This is a genomic window from Corynebacterium sp. TUM25020 (genome assembly GCF_056388495.1).
The window spans coordinates 165,720-183,400 of record NZ_JBWJFG010000003.1 but is presented as its reverse complement, the minus strand read 5'-3'; the positions used below and the strand labels follow the sequence as shown (position 1 = coordinate 183,400).

Here is a 17,681-nt window from a genome sequence, read left to right as displayed (position 1 = left end):
CGACCTGGCGGGATTTGTGGTTATTCACCCCGTGAGGGTGGCGTCACCAAAGAAACAGACAAAAACACAACAAAGAAGCAAGGACAGGCGAAACAATGGGTTTTCGGCGAAAGAACAAGAAGATCGCAGCGAAGACTCCCGAGCAGCTAGACGCTATGCAGGCGGCCGGGGAGATCGTCGGGCTGGCACTGCAGGAAGTGAAGAAGGCCGCTGCGCCGGGCAAAACCACTCTCGACCTTGACCGTGTAGCTGAGCAGGTTATCCGCGACCATGGTGCCGTGCCCACGTTCAAGGGATATGGTGGCTTCCCTGGATCGATCTGTGCGAGCCCGAACGACATGATCGTCCACGGAATCCCTTCGGAGGATGTTGTGCTAAAGGAAGGCGACCTCATCTCCGTCGACTGCGGGGCTACCCTCAATGGCTGGGTGGGGGACTCAGCGTGGACTTTTGGCATCGGAGAGATTGCCGATGAACACGATCGCCTCAACCGCGCTACCGAATGGGTGCTGTACGAGGGGCTGAAGGCTATGGTGCCGGGCAACCGCCTGACCGATGTGTCCTGGGCGCTGGAGCAGGCCACCGAAGCCGCGGAGAAGAAGTTTGACGTAGAGCTGTGGATCGTCGACGGCTACGGCGGCCACGGTATCGGGCGCACCATGCACGAAGATCCGTACTTGGCCAACGAAGGCCGCGGTGGGCGCGGGCCAGAGATCCAGGAGGGCTCCGTCCTGGCGATCGAGCCGATGCTGGCGCTGGGCACTGCGGATTCCCATGTTCTCGACGACGAATGGTCAGTGCTCACCGATGATGGCAGCTTCGCGTCCCACTGGGAGCACACCGTCGCGGCGACCGCTGATGGACCGCGCATCCTGACACCGCGCAAGTAGGGGTTTTCCTCCGCACTCTTTGTGACGTCCCCTGCCTGTGCGACCTCGCTGGCGTGAATTCGAGGGGCTTAAGGCGGGGAGAAGGGGTTAATGGGGCAAGGGCGATTATTGGGGCATGAAGTAGTCAGGGTACGCTAATCATTAATCGTTTCTTGAGGACCTACAAGCATGTGCAAAGGGAAGCGCCAGCATGAATCTATCCCGTCTTTTTAAATCACTGCTGTTCAAGATTATCGTTGCGATTATTTTGGGCATCGTATGCAGCCTGTTTTTCCCGGAATGGGCGGGGCGCCTGTTCGCAACGTTTAACGGACTGTTTAGTAACTTCCTGGGATTCTTCGTCCCGGTCTTGATTTTCGCGCTGATCGCGCCGGCAATCGCCAGCCTGGGGCGCGGGGCAGGCAAGTGGCTGGGTGTAACTGCTGGCATTGCCTATGTTTCGACCATCGTTTCGGGCTTGATTGCCTACGGCGTGGCCGAAGGAACGTACCCGTCTCTGCTCGGCAGCGACTCGATTATCGAGGCTGAAGACATCGACGCGGGCGCTTTGCAGCCGTTCTTCTCTGTAGAGATGGATCCGCCCATGGGCGTGATGTCCGCCTTGCTGCTGGCCTTTACTGTGGGCATCGCCATGGCCTCCATGCGTACCGAGGTGCTGTACAAGGGTGCTGAGGAGCTGCGCGAGGTAACGATGAAGGTGATTGAGAACTTCATCATCCCGCTGTTGCCGATCTACATCTTCGGTGTGTTCCTGACGATGGGCATGAACGGCAATCTGAAGCTGACGCTAACCCAGTTCTCGAAGGTGCTCATCCTCGCGGTCGTGATGACCTGGCTAATCTTGCTGCTTCAGTACGTGTTGGCGGGAGTCTTTGCCGGGCGCAACCCGTTCAAGGCGCTGAAGAATATGATGCCGGCATATTTCACCGCACTGGGTACCTCCTCCTCCGCAGCGACCATTCCTGTGACCCTGGAGTGCACCCGTAAGAATGGCGTTACGCAGTCCGTGGCTGATTTCGTGGTGCCTCTGTGTGCGACAGTGCACCTGTCCGGCTCCATGCAGAAGATCGCCCTGTTTGCTTTCTCCATCGTCTACATGACGGGCATTGATATGAGCGCCGGTATGGCGTTGGGCTTCATTTTCTTGCTGGGCGTCATGATGATTGCCGCGCCGGGCGTGCCGGGTGGCGCCATCATGGCCGCAGTGGGGCTGCTGCAGTCTCAGCTGGGCTTCGACGATGGCCAGGTGGCGCTGATGATTGCGGCATACATCGCCATCGATTCCTTCGGTACTGCATGTAACGTCACTGGTGACGGTGCAATTGCGCTGACGGTGAACCGTTTGGCGAAGGGGCAGCTGCGCCGCGAGGAGCAGCACGCCTAAGCCTGCTACCACCGAGATATCGACGCTCACGCTGAATTTGAATGGTTCAGAGTGAGCGTTTTTGCATATGCGCAGGTCGCGTGTATTGTTAGCAGGTGGTGCATGAGGCTTTCGTCTCTGCTGGTGATCGGTAGAACGTCGAAAAGGCCAGCAGTGGAAAAGTCCATATGTGTGCCACATGTAGCAAAACATCACCCATCCAGCTATCTGAGCTGGGGAAACGTTGGAGGATATGGCAAAGAAGGAAGGCGCCATCGAGGTTGAGGGTCGCATTGTCGAGCCCCTGCCGAACGCGATGTTCCGTGTCGAACTGGACAATGGCCACAAGGTATTGGCTCACATTTCCGGCAAGATGCGCCAGCACTACATCCGTATCCTGCCCGAGGATCGCGTCGTCGTGGAGCTGTCTCCCTACGACCTGACCCGTGGGCGCATCGTTTACCGCTACAAGTAAATCGTTAAGCCTCCACACATCCAACCTGGGAATCGCTGTTAGCGCAGCGCCTCCTGGTCACTACCTCTGGCCGCGGCGGCCGGAGCCCTCCTTCCAACACTCCAATAGTTGGAGTGTTGGTTTCGCACATTCAAGGCACCTGGTGCATGAACAGTCCCTTCCGTGACTGTGGGCGAAATACTCGAAGGATTAACAGGGACGAGTGTGGAGAAAACCGTCGCTAAACCGGAAGGAAAATGCCCTATGGCACGCCTTGCTGGTGTTGACCTGCCACGCGAAAAGCGCATGGAGGTCGCACTGACCTACATCTTCGGAATCGGCCCAGCCCGTTCCAAGGAGCTGCTGGAAAAGACCGGCATCTCCCCTGATCTTCGCTCCAAGGATCTGACCGACGAGCAGCTGTCCGCTCTGCGTGACGTTATCGAGAACACCTGGAAGGTGGAGGGTGACCTCCGCCGCGAGATCCAGGCCGATATTCGCCGCAAGATCGAGATTGGTTCCTACCAGGGCCTGCGCCACCGCCGTGGTCTGCCGGTTCGTGGTCAGCGCACCAAGACCAACGCTCGTACCCGTAAGGGCCCCAAGAAGACGATCGCAGGAAAGAAGAAGTAACCTATGCCTCCGAAGACTCGTTCCGGCGCGCGCCGTACTGGCCGTCGCGTCGTCAAGAAGAATGTGGCAAACGGCCACGCATACATCAAGTCCACCTTCAACAACACCATCGTGTCCATCACGGACCCGAAGGGCGCTGTGATTTCCTGGGCTTCCTCGGGCCACGTCGGCTTCAAAGGCTCCCGTAAGTCCACCCCCTTCGCTGCACAGATGGCTGCTGAGTCCGCTGCTCGCAAGGCAATGGATCACGGCATGAAGAAGGTTGACGTTTTCGTAAAGGGTCCGGGCTCCGGCCGCGAGACCGCCATCCGTTCCCTGTCCACCGCGGGCCTCGAGGTCGGAAGCATTTCCGATGTCACCCCGCAGCCGCACAACGGTTGCCGCCCGCCGAAGCGTCGTCGCGTTTAAAGAGAAGAAAGGATTAGGGATAAAAAATGGCTCGTTATACCGGCCCCGTAACCCGTAAGTCCCGTCGCCTCCGCGTCGACCTCGTCGGCGGCGACAACTCCTTCGAGCGTCGCCCCTACCCTCCGGGGCAGGCTGGCCGTGCTCGCATCAAGGAGTCCGAGTACCTCCTGCAGCTGCAGGAGAAGCAGAAGGCGAAGTACACCTACGGCGTCCTGGAGAAGCAGTTCCGCCGTTACTACGCAGAGGCCAACCGTCGCCCGGGTAAGACCGGTGACAACCTGGTCATCCTGCTGGAATCTCGCCTGGACAACGTTGTATACCGCGCAGGTCTGGCACGCACCCGCCGTCAGGCTCGCCAGCTGGTTTCCCACGGTCACTTCACCGTGAACGGCAAGAAGGTCAACGTTCCTTCCTTCAAGGTCTCCCAGTACGACATCATCGACGTGCGTGAGAAGTCCCGCTCGATGCTGTGGTTCGAAGAGGCTCAGGAAGCCCTGGTCGATACGATCGTTCCTGCTTGGCTGCAGGTCGTACCGTCCACTCTGCGCATCCTCGTGCACCAGCTGCCCGAGCGCGCTCAGATCGACATTCCGCTGCAGGAACAGCTGATCGTCGAGCTCTACTCGAAGTAAAACTGACGAACCTATTCGTTAGACTTACTTCGGATAGAACACCAACAGCGGTTTCTACCGTTCGCACCGTCCATCAAACCTGGTGGCGGTTGTCCCCGTAACGGCGTCATATAGCGGTCGCCGAAAAAGGAGAAGCTTAAACAATGCTGATTTCACAGCGCCCCGCGCTCACTGAAGAGTTCATCGACGAGTCTCGCTCTCGGTTCGTTATCGAGCCGCTGGAGCCGGGCTTCGGCTACACGCTGGGTAACTCCCTGCGCCGGACCCTGCTGTCGTCCATCCCGGGCGCAGCAGTAACCTCCCTGCGCATCGAGGGTGTTCTCCACGAGTTCACCACGATTCCAGGCGTGAAGGAAGATGTTTCCGACATCATCCTGAACATCAAGACCCTGGTTCTGTCCAGCGATTCCGATGAGCCTGTCTCCATGTTCATCCGCAAGGAAGGACCTGGCGAGGTTACCGGCGCTGACGTTGAGGTGCCGGCTGGTGTAGAGGTCCACAACAAGGATCTGCACATCGCCACCCTGAACGAGCAGGGCAAACTGGAGATCGAGATGACTGTCGAGCGTGGCCGTGGCTACGTTCCGGCTGCTACAGCTTCTTCTGAGATCGGACGTATCCCGGTCGACCAGATCTACTCCCCGGTTCTGAAGGTCAGCTACAAGGTTGAGGCAACTCGTGTGGAACAGCGCACGGACTTCGACAAGCTGATCCTGGACGTGGAGACGAAGAACTCCATTACTGCCCGCGACGCCATGGCATCTGCAGGCAAGACCCTGGTGGAGCTGTTCGGTCTGGCACAGGAGCTGAACCACGAAGCAGAGGGCATCGAAATCGGCCCATCGCCGCAGGAAAGCGAGCACATCGCTGCCTACAGCATGCCGATTGAGGACCTGAACTTCTCCGTTCGTTCCTACAACTGCCTGAAGCGTGAAGAGATTCACACCGTCGGCGAGCTGGCTGCACGCACGGAGTCCGATCTGCTGGACATCCGTAACTTCGGTCAGAAGTCCATCAACGAGGTCAAGGTCAAGCTGGCTGGCTTGGGCCTGGGCCTGAAGGACGCTCCGGAGGGCTTCGATATCACCGATATCGAGGGCTACGACGCAGAGACCGGCGAGTTCATCGACACCGAGGGCGAGGACATCGCGGAATAACCCGGTGGTTAACCGCACGCGCTCACTGATTTAAAGATCCACACGAGGAGAACTAATGCCAACCCCGAAGAAGGGCGCCCGCCTGGGCGGTTCTGCTTCCCACCAGAAGAAGATCCTGTCCAACCTCGCTGCTCAGCTGTTTGAGCACGGCGCCATCAAGACCACGGACGCAAAGGCTAAGCTGCTGCGCCCCTACGTCGAGAAGATCATCACCAAGGCAAAGCGCGGCACCCTGTCGGATCGCCGCAACGTGCTGAAGCTCATCCGGAACAAGGAAGTTGTTGCTTACCTGTTCAACGAGCTGGCTCCGAAGTTCGAAGGCCGTCCGGGTGGCTACACCCGCATCATCAAGCTGGAGAACCGCAAGGGCGACAACGCTCCGATCTCCCAGATTTCCCTGGTGACGGAGCAGCTGGCCTCCACCGAGGCAGAGCGCGCTAACCGCGTTGCTGCTTCCAAGGCTAAGAAGGCTGAAGAGGCTAAGGCTGAGGAGGCTCCGGCTGAGGAGACTCCGGCTGAGGAGGCCCCGGAGGTCGAGGCTGACACCGCGACCGACAAGGCCGCTGAGGCTGAGGCTGAAGAGGCTGAGGCTGATGAGGACGCTGAGGACAAGTAAGTCCGGCGCTTTCGCCTAGCTTTGAGGCGGGCCACGGTTACCCTTTTGGGTAGATCGTGGCCCGCCTTTGTCTTTTCTACTTTTTATTGTTGACGCCAACCGGCCCCATCTGCGCCCGATATCGCGTATGGCTTGGCAATTTGCCTGTGTACCGACTGAACAGGGGAGGGTTCTGGGTGGGAATGTCGCTAGAACGGGAATGTGTTATTGGGAATCGATTGCAAGTTTCTAAAAGCGCAGGTCAGAGAGTTTTGAATTCAGCTGTTCCCAGATTTTGCATTGCAGATTCCCGATTCAACGACATTTCCCTGGGCGCTGCTGCCACATTCCCGATTCAGCGACATCCGCCAGCCGCGGATGGCTAGTCCATCTCCAACTCCGGCTCCTCCGCCCGTGCCTGTTCGAACACTTCCTTTGCCGCTGACAGGTTAACCAGACCGATAATCACACCCACCACAATGTCTGGCCATGCGCTGGCCCAGAAGAGCATAATCACTCCCGCTGCGAGGATAAGCAGGTTTGCCGCGGCATCATTGCGCGCAGCCAGCCATGCCCCCTGCACCAGGGCACTATTTGCCCCGCGCAGACGCAGCAACAACACAGCGCACACCAAGTTGATAATGAGCGCCCCGATGGCAGTCGCACTCAGAGTCGCAGGTTCCGGTGGCGTCCCCGTCACCACTTTCCAGACTGCCGTGCCGAATGCAGCGAAGGCTGGAATGAGAATCAGCCCTGCCAGTGCGTAGCTGGCCTTTCGCCGGCTGGCCACCGACCACCCCAGGGCGGTGAGTACCAATACGTTAATGAGAGTGTCCTCGAGGAAATCTGCGGCGTCGGCAAACAAAGCGGCCGAGCCGATGACCAGCGCAATCACAACCTCAACAAGAAAACCCAGGCCATTGAGAGCCGCAACCCACGCCACCAACCGACGGGCACGAGCATCGAGGGAGGATGCTGAGAATTCGCTGTCGTGCATGCAGACTAGACTAAGTCGCGCGCGATGGAAGCAACAACCGAACCCACCAGAGAAAGGCCACCGACCATGCCCGAGAATCCGCAGGATAATCCAGAGCTGATCCGGGTGCGTCTGGATGTTGCCTACGACGGCACGGATTTCCATGGCTGGGCAACCCAATCCGGTGGGCTGCGCACGGTGGCGGGGGTCTTGCAGGAGAAACTCTCGCTGGTCACGCGCCACCCTATTGAACTTGTTGTCGCAGGGCGTACCGACGCAGGCGTGCATGCCAGCGGCCAAGTGTGCCACGCCGACATTCCTGTTGATGCGTTTGCGCAGCGCTCGCTCACCCGCCCGGAGGATCTAGTGCGGCGCCTTTCCCGCATGTTGCCCTCCGACGTGCGCGTGCACGGCGCTCGTATGGCACCGAAGGGTTTCGACGCCCGATTCTCCGCGCTGCGCCGGCACTACATTTATCGCGTAACGACTCACCCGGCCGGCCCCGTGCCGGTGCGTGCCCGGGATACGGCCGCGTGGCGCCACCCGATTGATCTGGAGAAAACTCAGGCAGCTTCCGACGCGCTGCTTGGGTTGAACAACTTCGCAGCGTTTTGCAAAGCTCGTGAAGGCGCTACCACTATCCGTGAGCTGCAGGAATTCCGCTGGGTTGACGTCTCGACGGAGGCTGAGACCCAGACGTACGAGGCACACGTGACCGCCGATGCTTTCTGTTGGTCGATGGTGCGCTCGTTGGTAGGAGCGGCCTTGACAGTGGGGTCGGGCAAACGATCCGAGGACTTTACTCCCGGGCTGTTGAAAGAGACAAAGCGTAGTTCCGCAGTGCCAGTCGCGCCCGCGGAGGGGCTGAACCTAGTGCGCGTGGACTACCCAGCTGATGAAGACCTGGCGGAGCGGGCGCTGACAACCCGTGCTAAGCGTTCGCCGGTGGGCATGGGCAACGAGTCTCCCGCCGAGCCGTGATACAAACGCGGTTTGGGGGAGCGCGCCGTTGGAGGTAGCGCTGAAGCGCGCGCTGATCGCGCTGGTGAATGCGCCGCGCTTGTTGCAGTCTGTGCTGGCTGTGCCACCGGGGCAGGGGTGCGAGCAGGTGCGGTGACGGCGAAGAAGTTGAAGTATTCCCGATGATCCCCGTGGGCCAGGATTGCTCCCGTGCCAACTGCTGGCACTGCAATGCATACATCCACTGCCGCAGCACCGACAGCCTGCAGCCGGGCACGTCCCTGGTTCAAGATGTCCTCCGCGGAATCGAACCCGATACCACCGTGAACTCCCGTGTGAGCCCCCTGATGAGCCGTCTTCTGCGCATCGACCATTCTGTGTCTACCAGTATTACCGGCGACAGCGGGGGAGACCTCCACGAGCACAACATGTGTCTTAACGCCTGCAGCTCGCGTGGCATCCGCTGAATCGTCCACGGATCCAGCGCTCCCGAAACGCTGCAAATCGAAAATTTCCTCCGGCCAGTTCATTGACCCCTCAAGCGCACGCAGCTGTGCAGGGGTGCCGAACAGTGCGAACGTTGCGCCGGGAATGGGGTGGATCAGCATGGGTTCGCCTGCATCGGAAAGACCTACAAACCAACCGGGTACCGCCGGTACAGTCAGCTGCTCTGGTAACCGAGTCACCTGAGCCCCCACCGGTGGAGTCTCCACAGGTAGAGCCCACACTCCGCACCCGCTGGCAGCAAAAGGCATCCTAGCCGCCGCGGACTCGGGCACGCCCACTAGCGTGGCATGGGAATCGCCCAGCCAGCTGCGGCCGAAAGGTTGGGTGGGGATGACGGCGGTGGAAATGTTGGCGTCCACAAGAGAGAGACCCACACCACCCGCTAACTGGTCGCCGGCGATCTGCCGTGGCGACGGCTCACCCCACAATTTGTCGTGCACGCAGAGAAGGCGAAACCAGCGCGTGCTCTGATCCGCGGTGGTGCGACCGCGGGTGAATACAAACCACCCCGCCACCATGCATGTGATGGCCACGGCGCCGCAAAGAACCCACGCCCACCAGGCAGCGTGTTCGGCATTGGACGCATCGGCTGGCATATCGGCAGCTAGAAATGCCACGAAGCCCATTATTCCCATCCCCCAAAGTATGAAATTACCCCGAATGCGAAGTTCCCCTCGCGCCAGCAATTCAACCATGGAATACTTAAGCGCGCTAGCGGGGGCTAGAAGAACACAAAACAACTCAAACAACGCAAGATATCAAGCGCATTTAAACAAGGGGGAGCGCAGTAATCATGCGCACAACGGGGATACAGGTTTCTGGATTTAATTTTCTATTGCGCAGACTGGAGCTTGCGCTGGTCATCGGGGATCCACGCATGGCTCACGACCCATTGCGGAGTCAGCGGCGGGCACTTGTTGTCGGTGTACTGCTGAGCTTGCTGATCGCTGGAGGTGCGGTGATGCTGGGGCTGCTGCGCCCGCAACCCAGCCTGGATGGCGCCGATCTCGTGGCCGATGAGACGGGCGCACTGCATATCCGCTTGGCCGATACCTATCATCCGATCACGAATGTCGCCTCAGCACGGCTGATTCTGCAGCAACCAGTCGAGGCGCAGAAGACTACCTCCGAGCAGCTTGCACAGGTGCCGTTGGGGGAGCCAATTGGCATTGGGCAGGTTCCGGGGTTGGTCGCTGCGCCAGAACGCGAGTGGCTTTACTGCGATCGGATCCGCGGCGGGCTAACAGGTGGCACTGGTGGTGCTGCCGCCGCTGGTGGTACGGGCACGGTTGTGGCTGCGGAGCACATCGATCCCCATCGCTTTGCTCTGCTGGCCGCCCCTTCGGGCTATTGGCTTATTGACGCCACCACTCGCGCCCGCATAACTCCAGACGCGGCAAGAGCATTTGGCACCGAGGCAGTGCCCGCCAGCGATGGTTTAGTCCAACAGTTCCGGCGGAGTCGCGATATCGCCATGCCCGTGGGGAAAACCAAGATGCCTGCACCCTTCGACGTCGCGGGGAGGATCATCACGGCTGGCGACCGGACATTTCTGGTGGACAGCAATGGGGTTGGTGAAGTAAAAGGCGCGCGCCGCGAATTTGCTCTGGCCAGCAGTGCTATGCCGACCGTGGAAACTCCACTGGCGGAGGTGATGCGCCAGCCGAGCATTGATGTATTAGCGGGAATCCCAGAACTCGATGGGGACCAACCAGTCACCTGGGCACAACCGAAGATGGTGTGTGCCGGGCCGGAGGGACTGGCAGAACCCGTTGAACCAGGACGGACGAAAGGCACGACAGACGCGGTCAGTAGTTCCGCTCAGATTCGGGAAGTCCTCTCATCGGAAAAGCCGAGCGCATTCTACGGGCCGCGCGGAACCTCTGCATTACAGACGGAGCGCGGTTACGTGCTGATTAGTGACAACGGGGTCCGCTACTCCGTGGGTAGCGAAGCTGAGTTACATGCCCTTGGGTTCAATACACAGCGCAGTGTTCAGTTCTCGCGCGTAGCCTCGTTGCCCGACGGTGGCTTGCTCTCTGCGGACAAGGCTCGGCAGACGACCGTGGCGATGATGCCCAGCGCCAGTACAAGTGAGAGCACGATGGGGACGGAATAGTCTGTGGCCGTTGGCTCGTGCGGTGGGGTGCTGACGGTATACAGATCATAAGAAGCGTCCACTGCTGCGGAGCCATCCTGCAGATCAAGAGCCCTATCCAATGCTGCGGCGGGATTGACGACTCGCATTTGTTCGCCCATCCCTGGACCACTCGCGCCGGGCAACGCTGTGGTTAGAATCAGCTCTCGCACCTGCCGTGCGCTGAGCTGCGGAGCGACCTGCCACACTAAGGCCGCGGTACCCGTCACAATTGGAGCAGCAAAGCTGGTGCCTTCAAACGGTTCGGGATTACCGACGATGGTGTGCACCTGCTTGCCGACTTCCACCTGTCCTTCTACGGGCCCACCCGGCGCGAAAAGATCCACCCACTGAGTCGGCGCACTATATGGTGCGGGCACTCGCCCCTGATCTGCTGAAGTATCCTTGTCACCACTTCTTCCCGCAGCAGTACGGACCCCTTCTGCCGTTCCTGTCCGCGGGGATACTGCTCCCACTGCCAGCACTGGATCCAAGCTAGAGGGGAAGGTCGGAACTCCTGCCGGGCACTGACCTACGTTCCCGGTAGAAGCCACCAGTAGTACTCCGGCTTTGTCGGCACGCCCGATGGCCGCGCGTAGTTCCGCCGTATCTTCGCAGGCCACCATCGAAATATTAATGATCTTTACCCGGGTCTTCAGCGCTCGGTCGATTGCCCGAACAAGATCCTCTACCGTGCCCTCAGCCCGGTCGGGCGAGGCATTATGCCGAAAGGAAAATACTGTTACCTCTGGCGCCACTGCCCGCAGCACGCTAGTGACCATGGTCCCGTGCAGCACGCAAAAATCCCGGTCGCCCTTCACCCCTGGTGCGGCTGACCCCGTATCGATAACGGCCACGCTCACGTCGCGTCCCCGCGCCAAAGCATGCAAAGCGGGGTACGAGGGGGCGTCGATATCCGGTAAAGGCACAGTACCCGGTGCGGCGACGGTGCCTTCCTGGCAGGTGCCGCGCGGCGAAGAATCTTGAATGATCATCAGCCGATCCCCCGAATCGCCGCGAACAGCCCTGTAGTTTGCAGCGCCAGTGGGATGGCCACACAAAATGCGAAGGCTTCCACCATGTCGATGATCCGCCCCAGCATCGGTGAATTTATGCGCACAGCAGGTAGGGCGACCAGCACCAGGCATACCGCACCCCAATGCGTGTGGAGGGCTAACCACAGAAGCGTTGCAGCAGAGAGCACCGCTAGCGCGACCGAGTGTACAGGCCGAGTGCTCCGCGCGCTCACGCCGAGCACCGCCACCATAAGCAATAGCGCCATTTGCCAAATATTCAGTGGCTGCCCCCATGGAGTCAGCTGGTAAACACAGGCGCCCAACACCACCACGATGCCGACGACCAGGGCGGAGTGAACTTCCACCACCTGGCCCGCGTGCGTGGGCGTGGGCTTGGTGAACACACCGGTCGCAGGAACCTTCGGCAGCTTAATGCCAGCTAGTCCGATGGCGATCTGCCCAGAATAAGCCAGTGCAAACATTGCCAATAGCAGCGTGAGCCCTGGCCAGAGATTCACCGCTGCAAACACCACCCAGGTTATCGACACGATCCGTGCCGGGCCGCTGCGCCACACCAGGAGCGCGGCGACAAAACAGGCACATAGAACATTGACGTGCAGCCCCAACCCAAAGCCGAGGATCGCGGCGAGATAACTGAAATTGCGATGGTGCAAAGAAGCCGCCGCTGCAGCGAGAGCGGCCACTGCTGTAGCCACGAGCGTTGCGATGTCTGCGGTCGTACCCAGATTAGTGACGCCCCCAGGACCAATAAGCTGATTATCCAACGGGTGCCACGCAGGTGCCGTCTGTAAGCCAAAAAGCGCAATGATGGCTGCCGCGATCCAGGCTGCGGGGCTCGTGGGAATGGGGCCGGAGAGCTCTTCGACTGCCTCAGCCGGTGGAGCGGGGATGGTGGCGGTTTGCAAGGTCAATGACTCGCCGGGACGCACACCGGCCTCCGCTAGAGTGTGCTGTGGTTGAACCTGGCCGACGGCGCGGTGGAGGGTCCAATGTTCCCCTGGTTTCGCGTCGACGAGGTGTGGGATGAACTCCGCTACCGGTACATGATCGGCAATGGCGGCGTTGATGGTGGTGCCTTTGGCAGGCACGGAAATGCTGAGAGCCAGCACGTTATTCCCCCTGTTGAAAAAGTATGAACGCATGCAGGTGCGCATGTGGTGGGCACAAGATCCCCCCTGGATCTTGCGCCGATGTGGCTTACACGGCACAAATAGTAGCCGAGGGGAAAGGATTGCGCTTGCTCTGCGGAGCGAGCGAGGAAGGTTTAGAATCTAAAACCACATCCAAGGGGGTTGGATGGGGATTAACGGGGACAAACATAGAAATCGGGGGGATTTCTTAACATGCAAACACAGGCGCCACCGACGCTGCCTAAAGACAAACAACCTTTCCTCAGGCTGCTAATGCCTGCCGTCATGTTGGTGGCGGTGGTCGGTATGGTCGCCGCGATGGTGCTCTCTGGATCGGGGCGAAATCCCATCAGCTTTATCTTTCCGCTGATGATGCTGGGCAGCATGGCGATGATGTTCCAGCCGGGGGCGAACGTGGATGAGACTCGGCGTTCCTTTCATCGGCACATCGACGCCCTGAAAGATAGCGTGGAGCGGAGCCGCGAAGAGCAACTGCAGACCATGTTGGCAGCGCATCCACACCCGCAGTCACTGTGGACGCACGTGCATACCGGAACCGATGTCACCGCAGAACCGGGCGTGGTGCGCATCGGCACAGCAGTGCAAACTCCAGATGATCCTCTGGAAGTACCGGTCAGCTCCCCGCCGGAAGACTTAGAGCCGGTCAGTGCAATGAGCTTGCGCGAGGTTGTGCTGCGGTACGCCACCATCGAAGCGCCAGTGGCGGTGGAATTGGCTAGTTTCCACTGCATTGTGTTGCTCGGCGACGGTGCACCCGGATTGGCGCGAGCCATGCAAGCGCAATTGGCCATGCAGGATCCGGATGTCATTGGAATAACCGGCCCCTTTGAGCAGTGGCTTCCGCATGATGGGCCTCGCAAGGTGCATTTTTGCACGGGGGATAGCCCGGTGACCGCCGGCGCTATCGTCACGGACCCCAGCGAAGAATGGGTGGAAAACGCCAAAGGGAATGGCTTGCTGCTACAGGTGGATGGCACTGGTGATGGTTGCCTGCTCAGCGCCTGGACGCTCGACGGTTGGGTGCCCTTTGGAGTGGCAGACCAACTCAGCGAGGTGGAACTTGCTCACATTTGCCGAGCACGAGCAACGGTGAAATCCAGCACGTCATTGTTAGAACTTCCGGGCGGAGACTTGCGAGCGCCTATTGGGTTTTCCGGCGCGCCGGTATACCTGGATATCAAGGAATCCGCCTTGGGAGGTATCGGTCCGCACGGTCTCTGCGTAGGCGCGACGGGTAGCGGCAAGTCAGAACTACTAAAAAGCGTAGTGATCAGCTTCGCCCACCAGCACAGCCCGGAGGAGCTGAACTTTGTGCTGGTGGACTTCAAAGGTGGCGCCAGCTTTCTGGGAATGGATCGGCTGCCACACACCTCTGCGCTGATCACCAATCTGGCTGAAGAGGCGGGATTAGTTGACCGAATGCAGGATAGCTTGCTGGGGGAGATGCATCGGCGTCAAGAAAAGCTCCGCGCCGCGGGTTTGACCACAGCGGCCGAGTACAACCGCGTCTATCCGGGGCAGATGCCTGCACTGTTTATCGTGGTGGATGAGTTCTCCGAGTTGTTGCACGCCCGGCCAGAGTTCGCGGAGGTCTTCGCCGCGATCGGGCGATTGGGGCGAAGCCTGCGGATGCATTTGCTGTTGGCCACGCAGCGTTTGGAGGAGGGGCGACTGCGAGGCCTGGAATCGCATTTGAGCTATCGCATTGCTTTGCGCACGTTCTCGGCTTCCGAATCCCGCGCGCTGATCGGAACGACGGAAGCTTATGAACTGCCTGCGACTCCGGGTGCGGCGATCCTTTCGGCAGGCGACAAGGTGCGTTTTCATTCGGCCTACGTTTCAGGCCCCGAGCTGCCCCGGGATCAGCGACTCGTGAGACTACTCGGGACAACAGTGCATGCAGAGACAACGACCATGCAGATGGTGATCGACCGGCTGGCAGGCCCCAATAGGAATCCGGTGTGGTTACCACCGCTGCCGGAAGACCTGCCTGCCAGCGAGATCATTGAGCCCGGTGCGCCAGGCGTTGCTCGCATCGGCCTGGAGGATCTTCCTTTCGAGGGGCAGCAGGTGCCGTTGGATATCGACCTGCGCCGCAAGCATTGGGCAATAGTCGGCCAGCCCCGGACTGGCAAGACAACGGTGGTGCGCAGCTTGGTGCTGGCCTGGGCGTTGAGTTCACCTGGCTGGCCGGTATACATCTTTGATCCGGGTGGTGGGCTAAGAGACCTTGCTCGATTGCCTCAGGTAGCTGCGGTTGTGGGGCCAGCTGGGCTGCCACGGCTTTTCGACGAAATGGAGCAAACGGAGGGCCAGCGCCTGCTGATTATTGACGGACTAGATCAGGTGGGAGCCGCGGGAAATGGAAATGGCGAGGAAGAACAACGCTTGATCCGCCTGGCGACCACGGGGCTGGAACGCGGCTTGCATGTGGTGGTTACGGCTCTACGCTGGAATATCCGTCCGTCGCTGCGGGACGTGCTGACCGGGCAAATCGAACTGCGGATGACACCGTTGGATGCCCACTTCCGGGATGCACAGAAATCCTTGCCCGACGTGCCTGGACGAGGAGTGTCGCCCCGTGGAAAGCACGTGCAGTTCGCCAACTCCAACGCGCAAGACATTGAGCATGTCCGGATGGAAAGCGTGCAGCGTGGTGAGCCGGATCTAGCTATGCGCGTGTTGCCCGAGCGAATCGACTGGGAGGATTTGGGCGACTCTCAGGCCTTCGCCATAGGTGGCCCAAAGCTGGATCCAGTGCAGTGGGATCACGGTACTTTCCCTCACTTGGTCGCAATCGGCCAGGCGGGAAGTGGGGTGACGACCGCATTGCGCGCACTAATGCAGTCCGTGGCACAGAGCCAAAGCCATACCGGAGAGCCGCCGGAGTTCCTGGTCACGGACACACGCCGCGGTTTACTGGGCGTAGCGGGTTATCGCGTGCCGGAGGACTTCCGCAAAGACCTGGCCGAGTGGACCACTACGCTGCGGGCGCGAATTCCAGGTAGCGACGTGACACCCCAACAGCTCCGAGAACGCACCTGGTGGTCTGGCCCGGAGTTGTTCATCATCGTCGACGACGCGGACGCCGATCCCGGCCTTGACCAGCTTATTCCGCTGCTTCCCTATGCCGCCGATATCGGCCTTCACTTGGTGCTTGGCCGTCGTTCGGGGCAGTTCGCCAGGGCAGCCTATCAGCCCTTGATGCAGTCGATTCGCGACCAAAGCGCTTGGTTGCTGTTTTCTGCGCCCCGTGAGGATGGGCCGATTGCCGGGGTTCGTCTACTGCGACGCCCCCAGGGGCGCGCGGCTTATGTCCACAGTGAAACCTGGGAGGTACAGGTGGCGGAGATTGCCGATGAGAACTAAAAAGGCGCGCAATTGTTGACCAAGGAAACGACGGATCGGGGGACACAATGAGAGTAGATCAGAGGATCGGAGATTCCAGGAGCCTGCTGGCTGAAGCTGTGGCTTTGCAGGAATCGGGGATCCTGATTAGCGGTATGACGGTGACGGATCTTGCTACTGGCTTTGCCGTGACCGGTGATGCGCAGATGCAGCAGCCGGGGTATTTGCAGTATCGGGCTTGGTCCGATCCTACGGAGCAATCTCGCGGGAGACCGCTGGAAGAAACTGAATCGGAATGGGTAAAGGACGGAGAGGATAAAGACGTTGAATTCCAACGTTCCGGGCTGAGCCTAGGCAGGCTTTCGGAGCTTTATGAGATGCTCTGCGAAGTGCTCGAACAGCGTGCGGAACATCCCGACGCAGCGGCAGTGAACCCGCCAGAGTCACGTGAACGTTTCCCTTGGGGCATTGGTTTGCGGGAAGTAGACGTGCTGGTCACCGGAACTTTTGCCGTGAAGGTGGTGCATTATCTTCGGATTAGGGGAGTGCGAGCCCGATTGGTGGATAACGATACGGTGCTGCGGGTGGCTAGCGAACTGGCATTGGCGCAGCAAGAGTTGGAGCACCTGGAGCTTGAGTATCTTGACCCGGACAAACCTGTGCGGATTCAACGCGAGGGAAATGAATCAGCGGAAGAGCTCGAGGAAGCGGACATACGGGAAAGGCCTGACGAGGGGGCGTCAATAGATATAGAAAAAGCGGAGGAAAAGAGCGACCGGCGACTTCCGGCTGCGTTGGCAGCGCTGACGCTCTTCATCATCGGTGGGCTGGTGGCGACCTTCACTGTGTTTGATTCGCAGGCGGCTGATTCGCAGGCGGCTGATTCGCAGTTAGTGGACGCTCAATCAACCGATTCGCAAGCCGCAGACGTACAGGAGTCTGGCTCGTATGCCACCACTGAGGCGAATGAGCCATTTCCAGAACCACGCCGGAAAGGTTCAAAGGTCGCAGACTCAAGCGCGCGCCGGGCGGACATTCCAATCAGTGTGAATGTTGATGGGTGGCGGCTTGGCAGTGCAACGCGAGCACGTGAGGAATATGTCGGTGATGACGCGGGAATGCGTGTATTAGTAGCGGCGAAGCAAACACCCCTTAGAACACAGGATGAGCTGGATGCGGCAATGCTAGGTGCGCTGAAGGACGTGGAGGGGGTTGCAGGCGGAGTGACGGTTGTATCAACTCAGCCGGTGAGCTACGAGGAAAATTACGAGAACTCCACAACTAGGTGGCATGTACGGCTGGTGGATGGACACCAGATTTCAGTGGGGTGCCAGTACCGACAGTGGAATGAACAGCGGGAAAAGGTTTGCCAAGAGTTTGTGGATACAGCACGACCAAGGCGGTGAACCATTTTGGGAAGCCGTGAGTATAAC

At 59.7% G+C, this 17,681-nt stretch carries 15 protein-coding genes and 1 pseudogene; 12 read left to right on the top strand and 4 right to left on the bottom strand.

Annotation, left to right across the window (positions count from 1 at the left end; genetic code table 11):
• Window positions 1–95 precede the first annotated feature (95 nt).
• The 8 genes from map to rplQ all read left to right on the top strand — a co-directional run bounded on the left by map (window position 96) and on the right by rplQ (window position 6,153).
• Window positions 96–890, top strand: coding sequence for a type I methionyl aminopeptidase (gene map / locus AC05K6_RS05300; RefSeq protein ID WP_293791589.1), 795 nt, complete (start codon window positions 96–98; stop codon window positions 888–890).
• A gap of 190 nt (window positions 891–1,080) precedes the next feature.
• On the top strand, window positions 1,081–2,274 hold the full coding sequence (locus AC05K6_RS05295; RefSeq protein ID WP_293791587.1) for a dicarboxylate/amino acid:cation symporter: 1,194 nt from the start codon (window positions 1,081–1,083) through the stop codon (window positions 2,272–2,274).
• A 232-nt stretch (window positions 2,275–2,506) separates the two neighbouring features.
• Window positions 2,507–2,728 (top strand): translation initiation factor IF-1, encoded by a 222-nt coding sequence (gene infA / locus AC05K6_RS05290; protein ID WP_005519800.1) that lies wholly within the window; start codon window positions 2,507–2,509, stop codon window positions 2,726–2,728.
• Window positions 2,729–2,971: 243 nt separating this feature from the next.
• Window positions 2,972–3,340, top strand: coding sequence for a 30S ribosomal protein S13 (gene rpsM, locus AC05K6_RS05285; protein WP_005291872.1), 369 nt, complete (start codon window positions 2,972–2,974; stop codon window positions 3,338–3,340).
• A 3-nt stretch (window positions 3,341–3,343) separates the two neighbouring features.
• Window positions 3,344–3,748 (top strand): 30S ribosomal protein S11, encoded by a 405-nt coding sequence (rpsK, locus tag AC05K6_RS05280; RefSeq protein WP_293791578.1) that lies wholly within the window; start codon window positions 3,344–3,346, stop codon window positions 3,746–3,748.
• 26 nt (window positions 3,749–3,774) lie between these two features.
• Window positions 3,775–4,380 carry a 30S ribosomal protein S4 gene (gene rpsD / locus AC05K6_RS05275; protein ID WP_005291869.1) on the top strand — a complete coding sequence of 202 codons (606 nt, stop codon included), beginning with the start codon at window positions 3,775–3,777 and terminating at the stop codon, window positions 4,378–4,380.
• A 143-nt stretch (window positions 4,381–4,523) separates the two neighbouring features.
• Window positions 4,524–5,537 (top strand): DNA-directed RNA polymerase subunit alpha, encoded by a 1,014-nt coding sequence (locus tag AC05K6_RS05270; protein ID WP_448307990.1) that lies wholly within the window; start codon window positions 4,524–4,526, stop codon window positions 5,535–5,537.
• Between the two features lie 55 nt (window positions 5,538–5,592).
• A complete protein-coding gene (gene rplQ, locus AC05K6_RS05265) occupies window positions 5,593–6,153 on the top strand; it encodes a 50S ribosomal protein L17 (RefSeq protein ID WP_476727971.1) in 561 nt (186 codons plus the stop codon).
• 361 nt (window positions 6,154–6,514) lie between these two features.
• Here the strand turns inward: rplQ and AC05K6_RS05260 are convergent, their stop codons facing one another.
• Complete coding sequence (locus AC05K6_RS05260; protein ID WP_476727970.1) at window positions 6,515–7,129, bottom strand: cation efflux transmembrane domain-containing protein; 615 nt, start codon at window positions 7,127–7,129, stop codon at window positions 6,515–6,517.
• Window positions 7,130–7,195: 66 nt separating this feature from the next.
• On the opposite strand from AC05K6_RS05260, the gene truA reads away from it, so the two are divergent.
• On the top strand, window positions 7,196–8,089 hold the full coding sequence (gene truA, locus AC05K6_RS05255) for a tRNA pseudouridine(38-40) synthase TruA (RefSeq protein ID WP_476727969.1): 894 nt from the start codon (window positions 7,196–7,198) through the stop codon (window positions 8,087–8,089).
• Here the strand turns inward: truA and AC05K6_RS05250 are convergent.
• Window positions 7,993–9,192, bottom strand: a complete 1,200-nt coding sequence (locus tag AC05K6_RS05250) for a hypothetical protein (RefSeq protein ID WP_476727968.1) — start codon at window positions 9,190–9,192, stop codon at window positions 7,993–7,995. The two genes, truA and AC05K6_RS05250, sit on opposite strands and share 97 nt — an antisense overlap.
• A 176-nt stretch (window positions 9,193–9,368) precedes the next feature.
• Between AC05K6_RS05250 and eccB the strand changes: the two genes are divergently transcribed.
• Window positions 9,369–10,694, top strand: a complete 1,326-nt coding sequence (gene eccB / locus AC05K6_RS05245; RefSeq protein ID WP_476727967.1) for a type VII secretion protein EccB — start codon at window positions 9,369–9,371, stop codon at window positions 10,692–10,694.
• Window positions 10,695–10,870: 176 nt separating this feature from the next.
• On the opposite strand, the pseudogene AC05K6_RS05240 reads toward eccB, so the two are convergent.
• Both AC05K6_RS05240 and AC05K6_RS05235 read right to left on the bottom strand, forming a co-directional pair.
• Window positions 10,871–11,494: pseudogene (locus AC05K6_RS05240) on the bottom strand (S8 family peptidase); the annotation flags it as partial.
• Window positions 11,495–11,706: 212 nt separating this feature from the next.
• Window positions 11,707–12,891 carry an EsaB/YukD family protein gene (locus AC05K6_RS05235; RefSeq protein WP_476727966.1) on the bottom strand — a complete coding sequence of 395 codons (1,185 nt, stop codon included), beginning with the start codon at window positions 12,889–12,891 and terminating at the stop codon, window positions 11,707–11,709.
• Window positions 12,892–13,092: 201 nt separating this feature from the next.
• Between AC05K6_RS05235 and AC05K6_RS05230 the strand changes: the two genes are divergently transcribed.
• Entirely contained in the window at window positions 13,093–16,269 is a 3,177-nt protein-coding gene (locus AC05K6_RS05230) for an FtsK/SpoIIIE domain-containing protein (protein WP_476727965.1), read from the top strand.
• Between the two features lie 47 nt (window positions 16,270–16,316).
• Entirely contained in the window at window positions 16,317–17,654 is a 1,338-nt protein-coding gene (locus AC05K6_RS05225) for a type VII secretion-associated protein (RefSeq protein ID WP_476727964.1), read from the top strand.
• Window positions 17,655–17,681: the final 27 nt, after the last annotated feature.

Excerpts from the sequence above, each read along its gene's own strand:
- AC05K6_RS05260 (WP_476727970.1), bottom strand. The coding sequence starts at position 7,129 with ATGCACGACAGCGAATTCTCAGCATCCTCCCTCGATGCTCGTGCCCGT.
- map (WP_293791589.1), top strand. The coding sequence starts at position 96 with ATGGGTTTTCGGCGAAAGAACAAGAAGATCGCAGCGAAGACTCCCGAG.
- AC05K6_RS05270 (WP_448307990.1), top strand. The coding sequence starts at position 4,524 with ATGCTGATTTCACAGCGCCCCGCGCTCACTGAAGAGTTCATCGACGAG.
- AC05K6_RS05235 (WP_476727966.1), bottom strand. The coding sequence starts at position 12,891 with ATGCGTTCATACTTTTTCAACAGGGGGAATAACGTGCTGGCTCTCAGC.
- rpsD (WP_005291869.1), top strand. The coding sequence starts at position 3,775 with ATGGCTCGTTATACCGGCCCCGTAACCCGTAAGTCCCGTCGCCTCCGC.
- infA (WP_005519800.1), top strand. The coding sequence starts at position 2,507 with ATGGCAAAGAAGGAAGGCGCCATCGAGGTTGAGGGTCGCATTGTCGAG.
- AC05K6_RS05295 (WP_293791587.1), top strand. The coding sequence starts at position 1,081 with ATGAATCTATCCCGTCTTTTTAAATCACTGCTGTTCAAGATTATCGTT.
- AC05K6_RS05225 (WP_476727964.1), top strand. The coding sequence starts at position 16,317 with ATGAGAGTAGATCAGAGGATCGGAGATTCCAGGAGCCTGCTGGCTGAA.
- AC05K6_RS05230 (WP_476727965.1), top strand. The coding sequence starts at position 13,093 with ATGCAAACACAGGCGCCACCGACGCTGCCTAAAGACAAACAACCTTTC.
- truA (WP_476727969.1), top strand. The coding sequence starts at position 7,196 with ATGCCCGAGAATCCGCAGGATAATCCAGAGCTGATCCGGGTGCGTCTG.
- rpsM (WP_005291872.1), top strand. The coding sequence starts at position 2,972 with ATGGCACGCCTTGCTGGTGTTGACCTGCCACGCGAAAAGCGCATGGAG.
- rplQ (WP_476727971.1), top strand. The coding sequence starts at position 5,593 with ATGCCAACCCCGAAGAAGGGCGCCCGCCTGGGCGGTTCTGCTTCCCAC.
- eccB (WP_476727967.1), top strand. The coding sequence starts at position 9,369 with ATGCGCACAACGGGGATACAGGTTTCTGGATTTAATTTTCTATTGCGC.
- rpsK (WP_293791578.1), top strand. The coding sequence starts at position 3,344 with ATGCCTCCGAAGACTCGTTCCGGCGCGCGCCGTACTGGCCGTCGCGTC.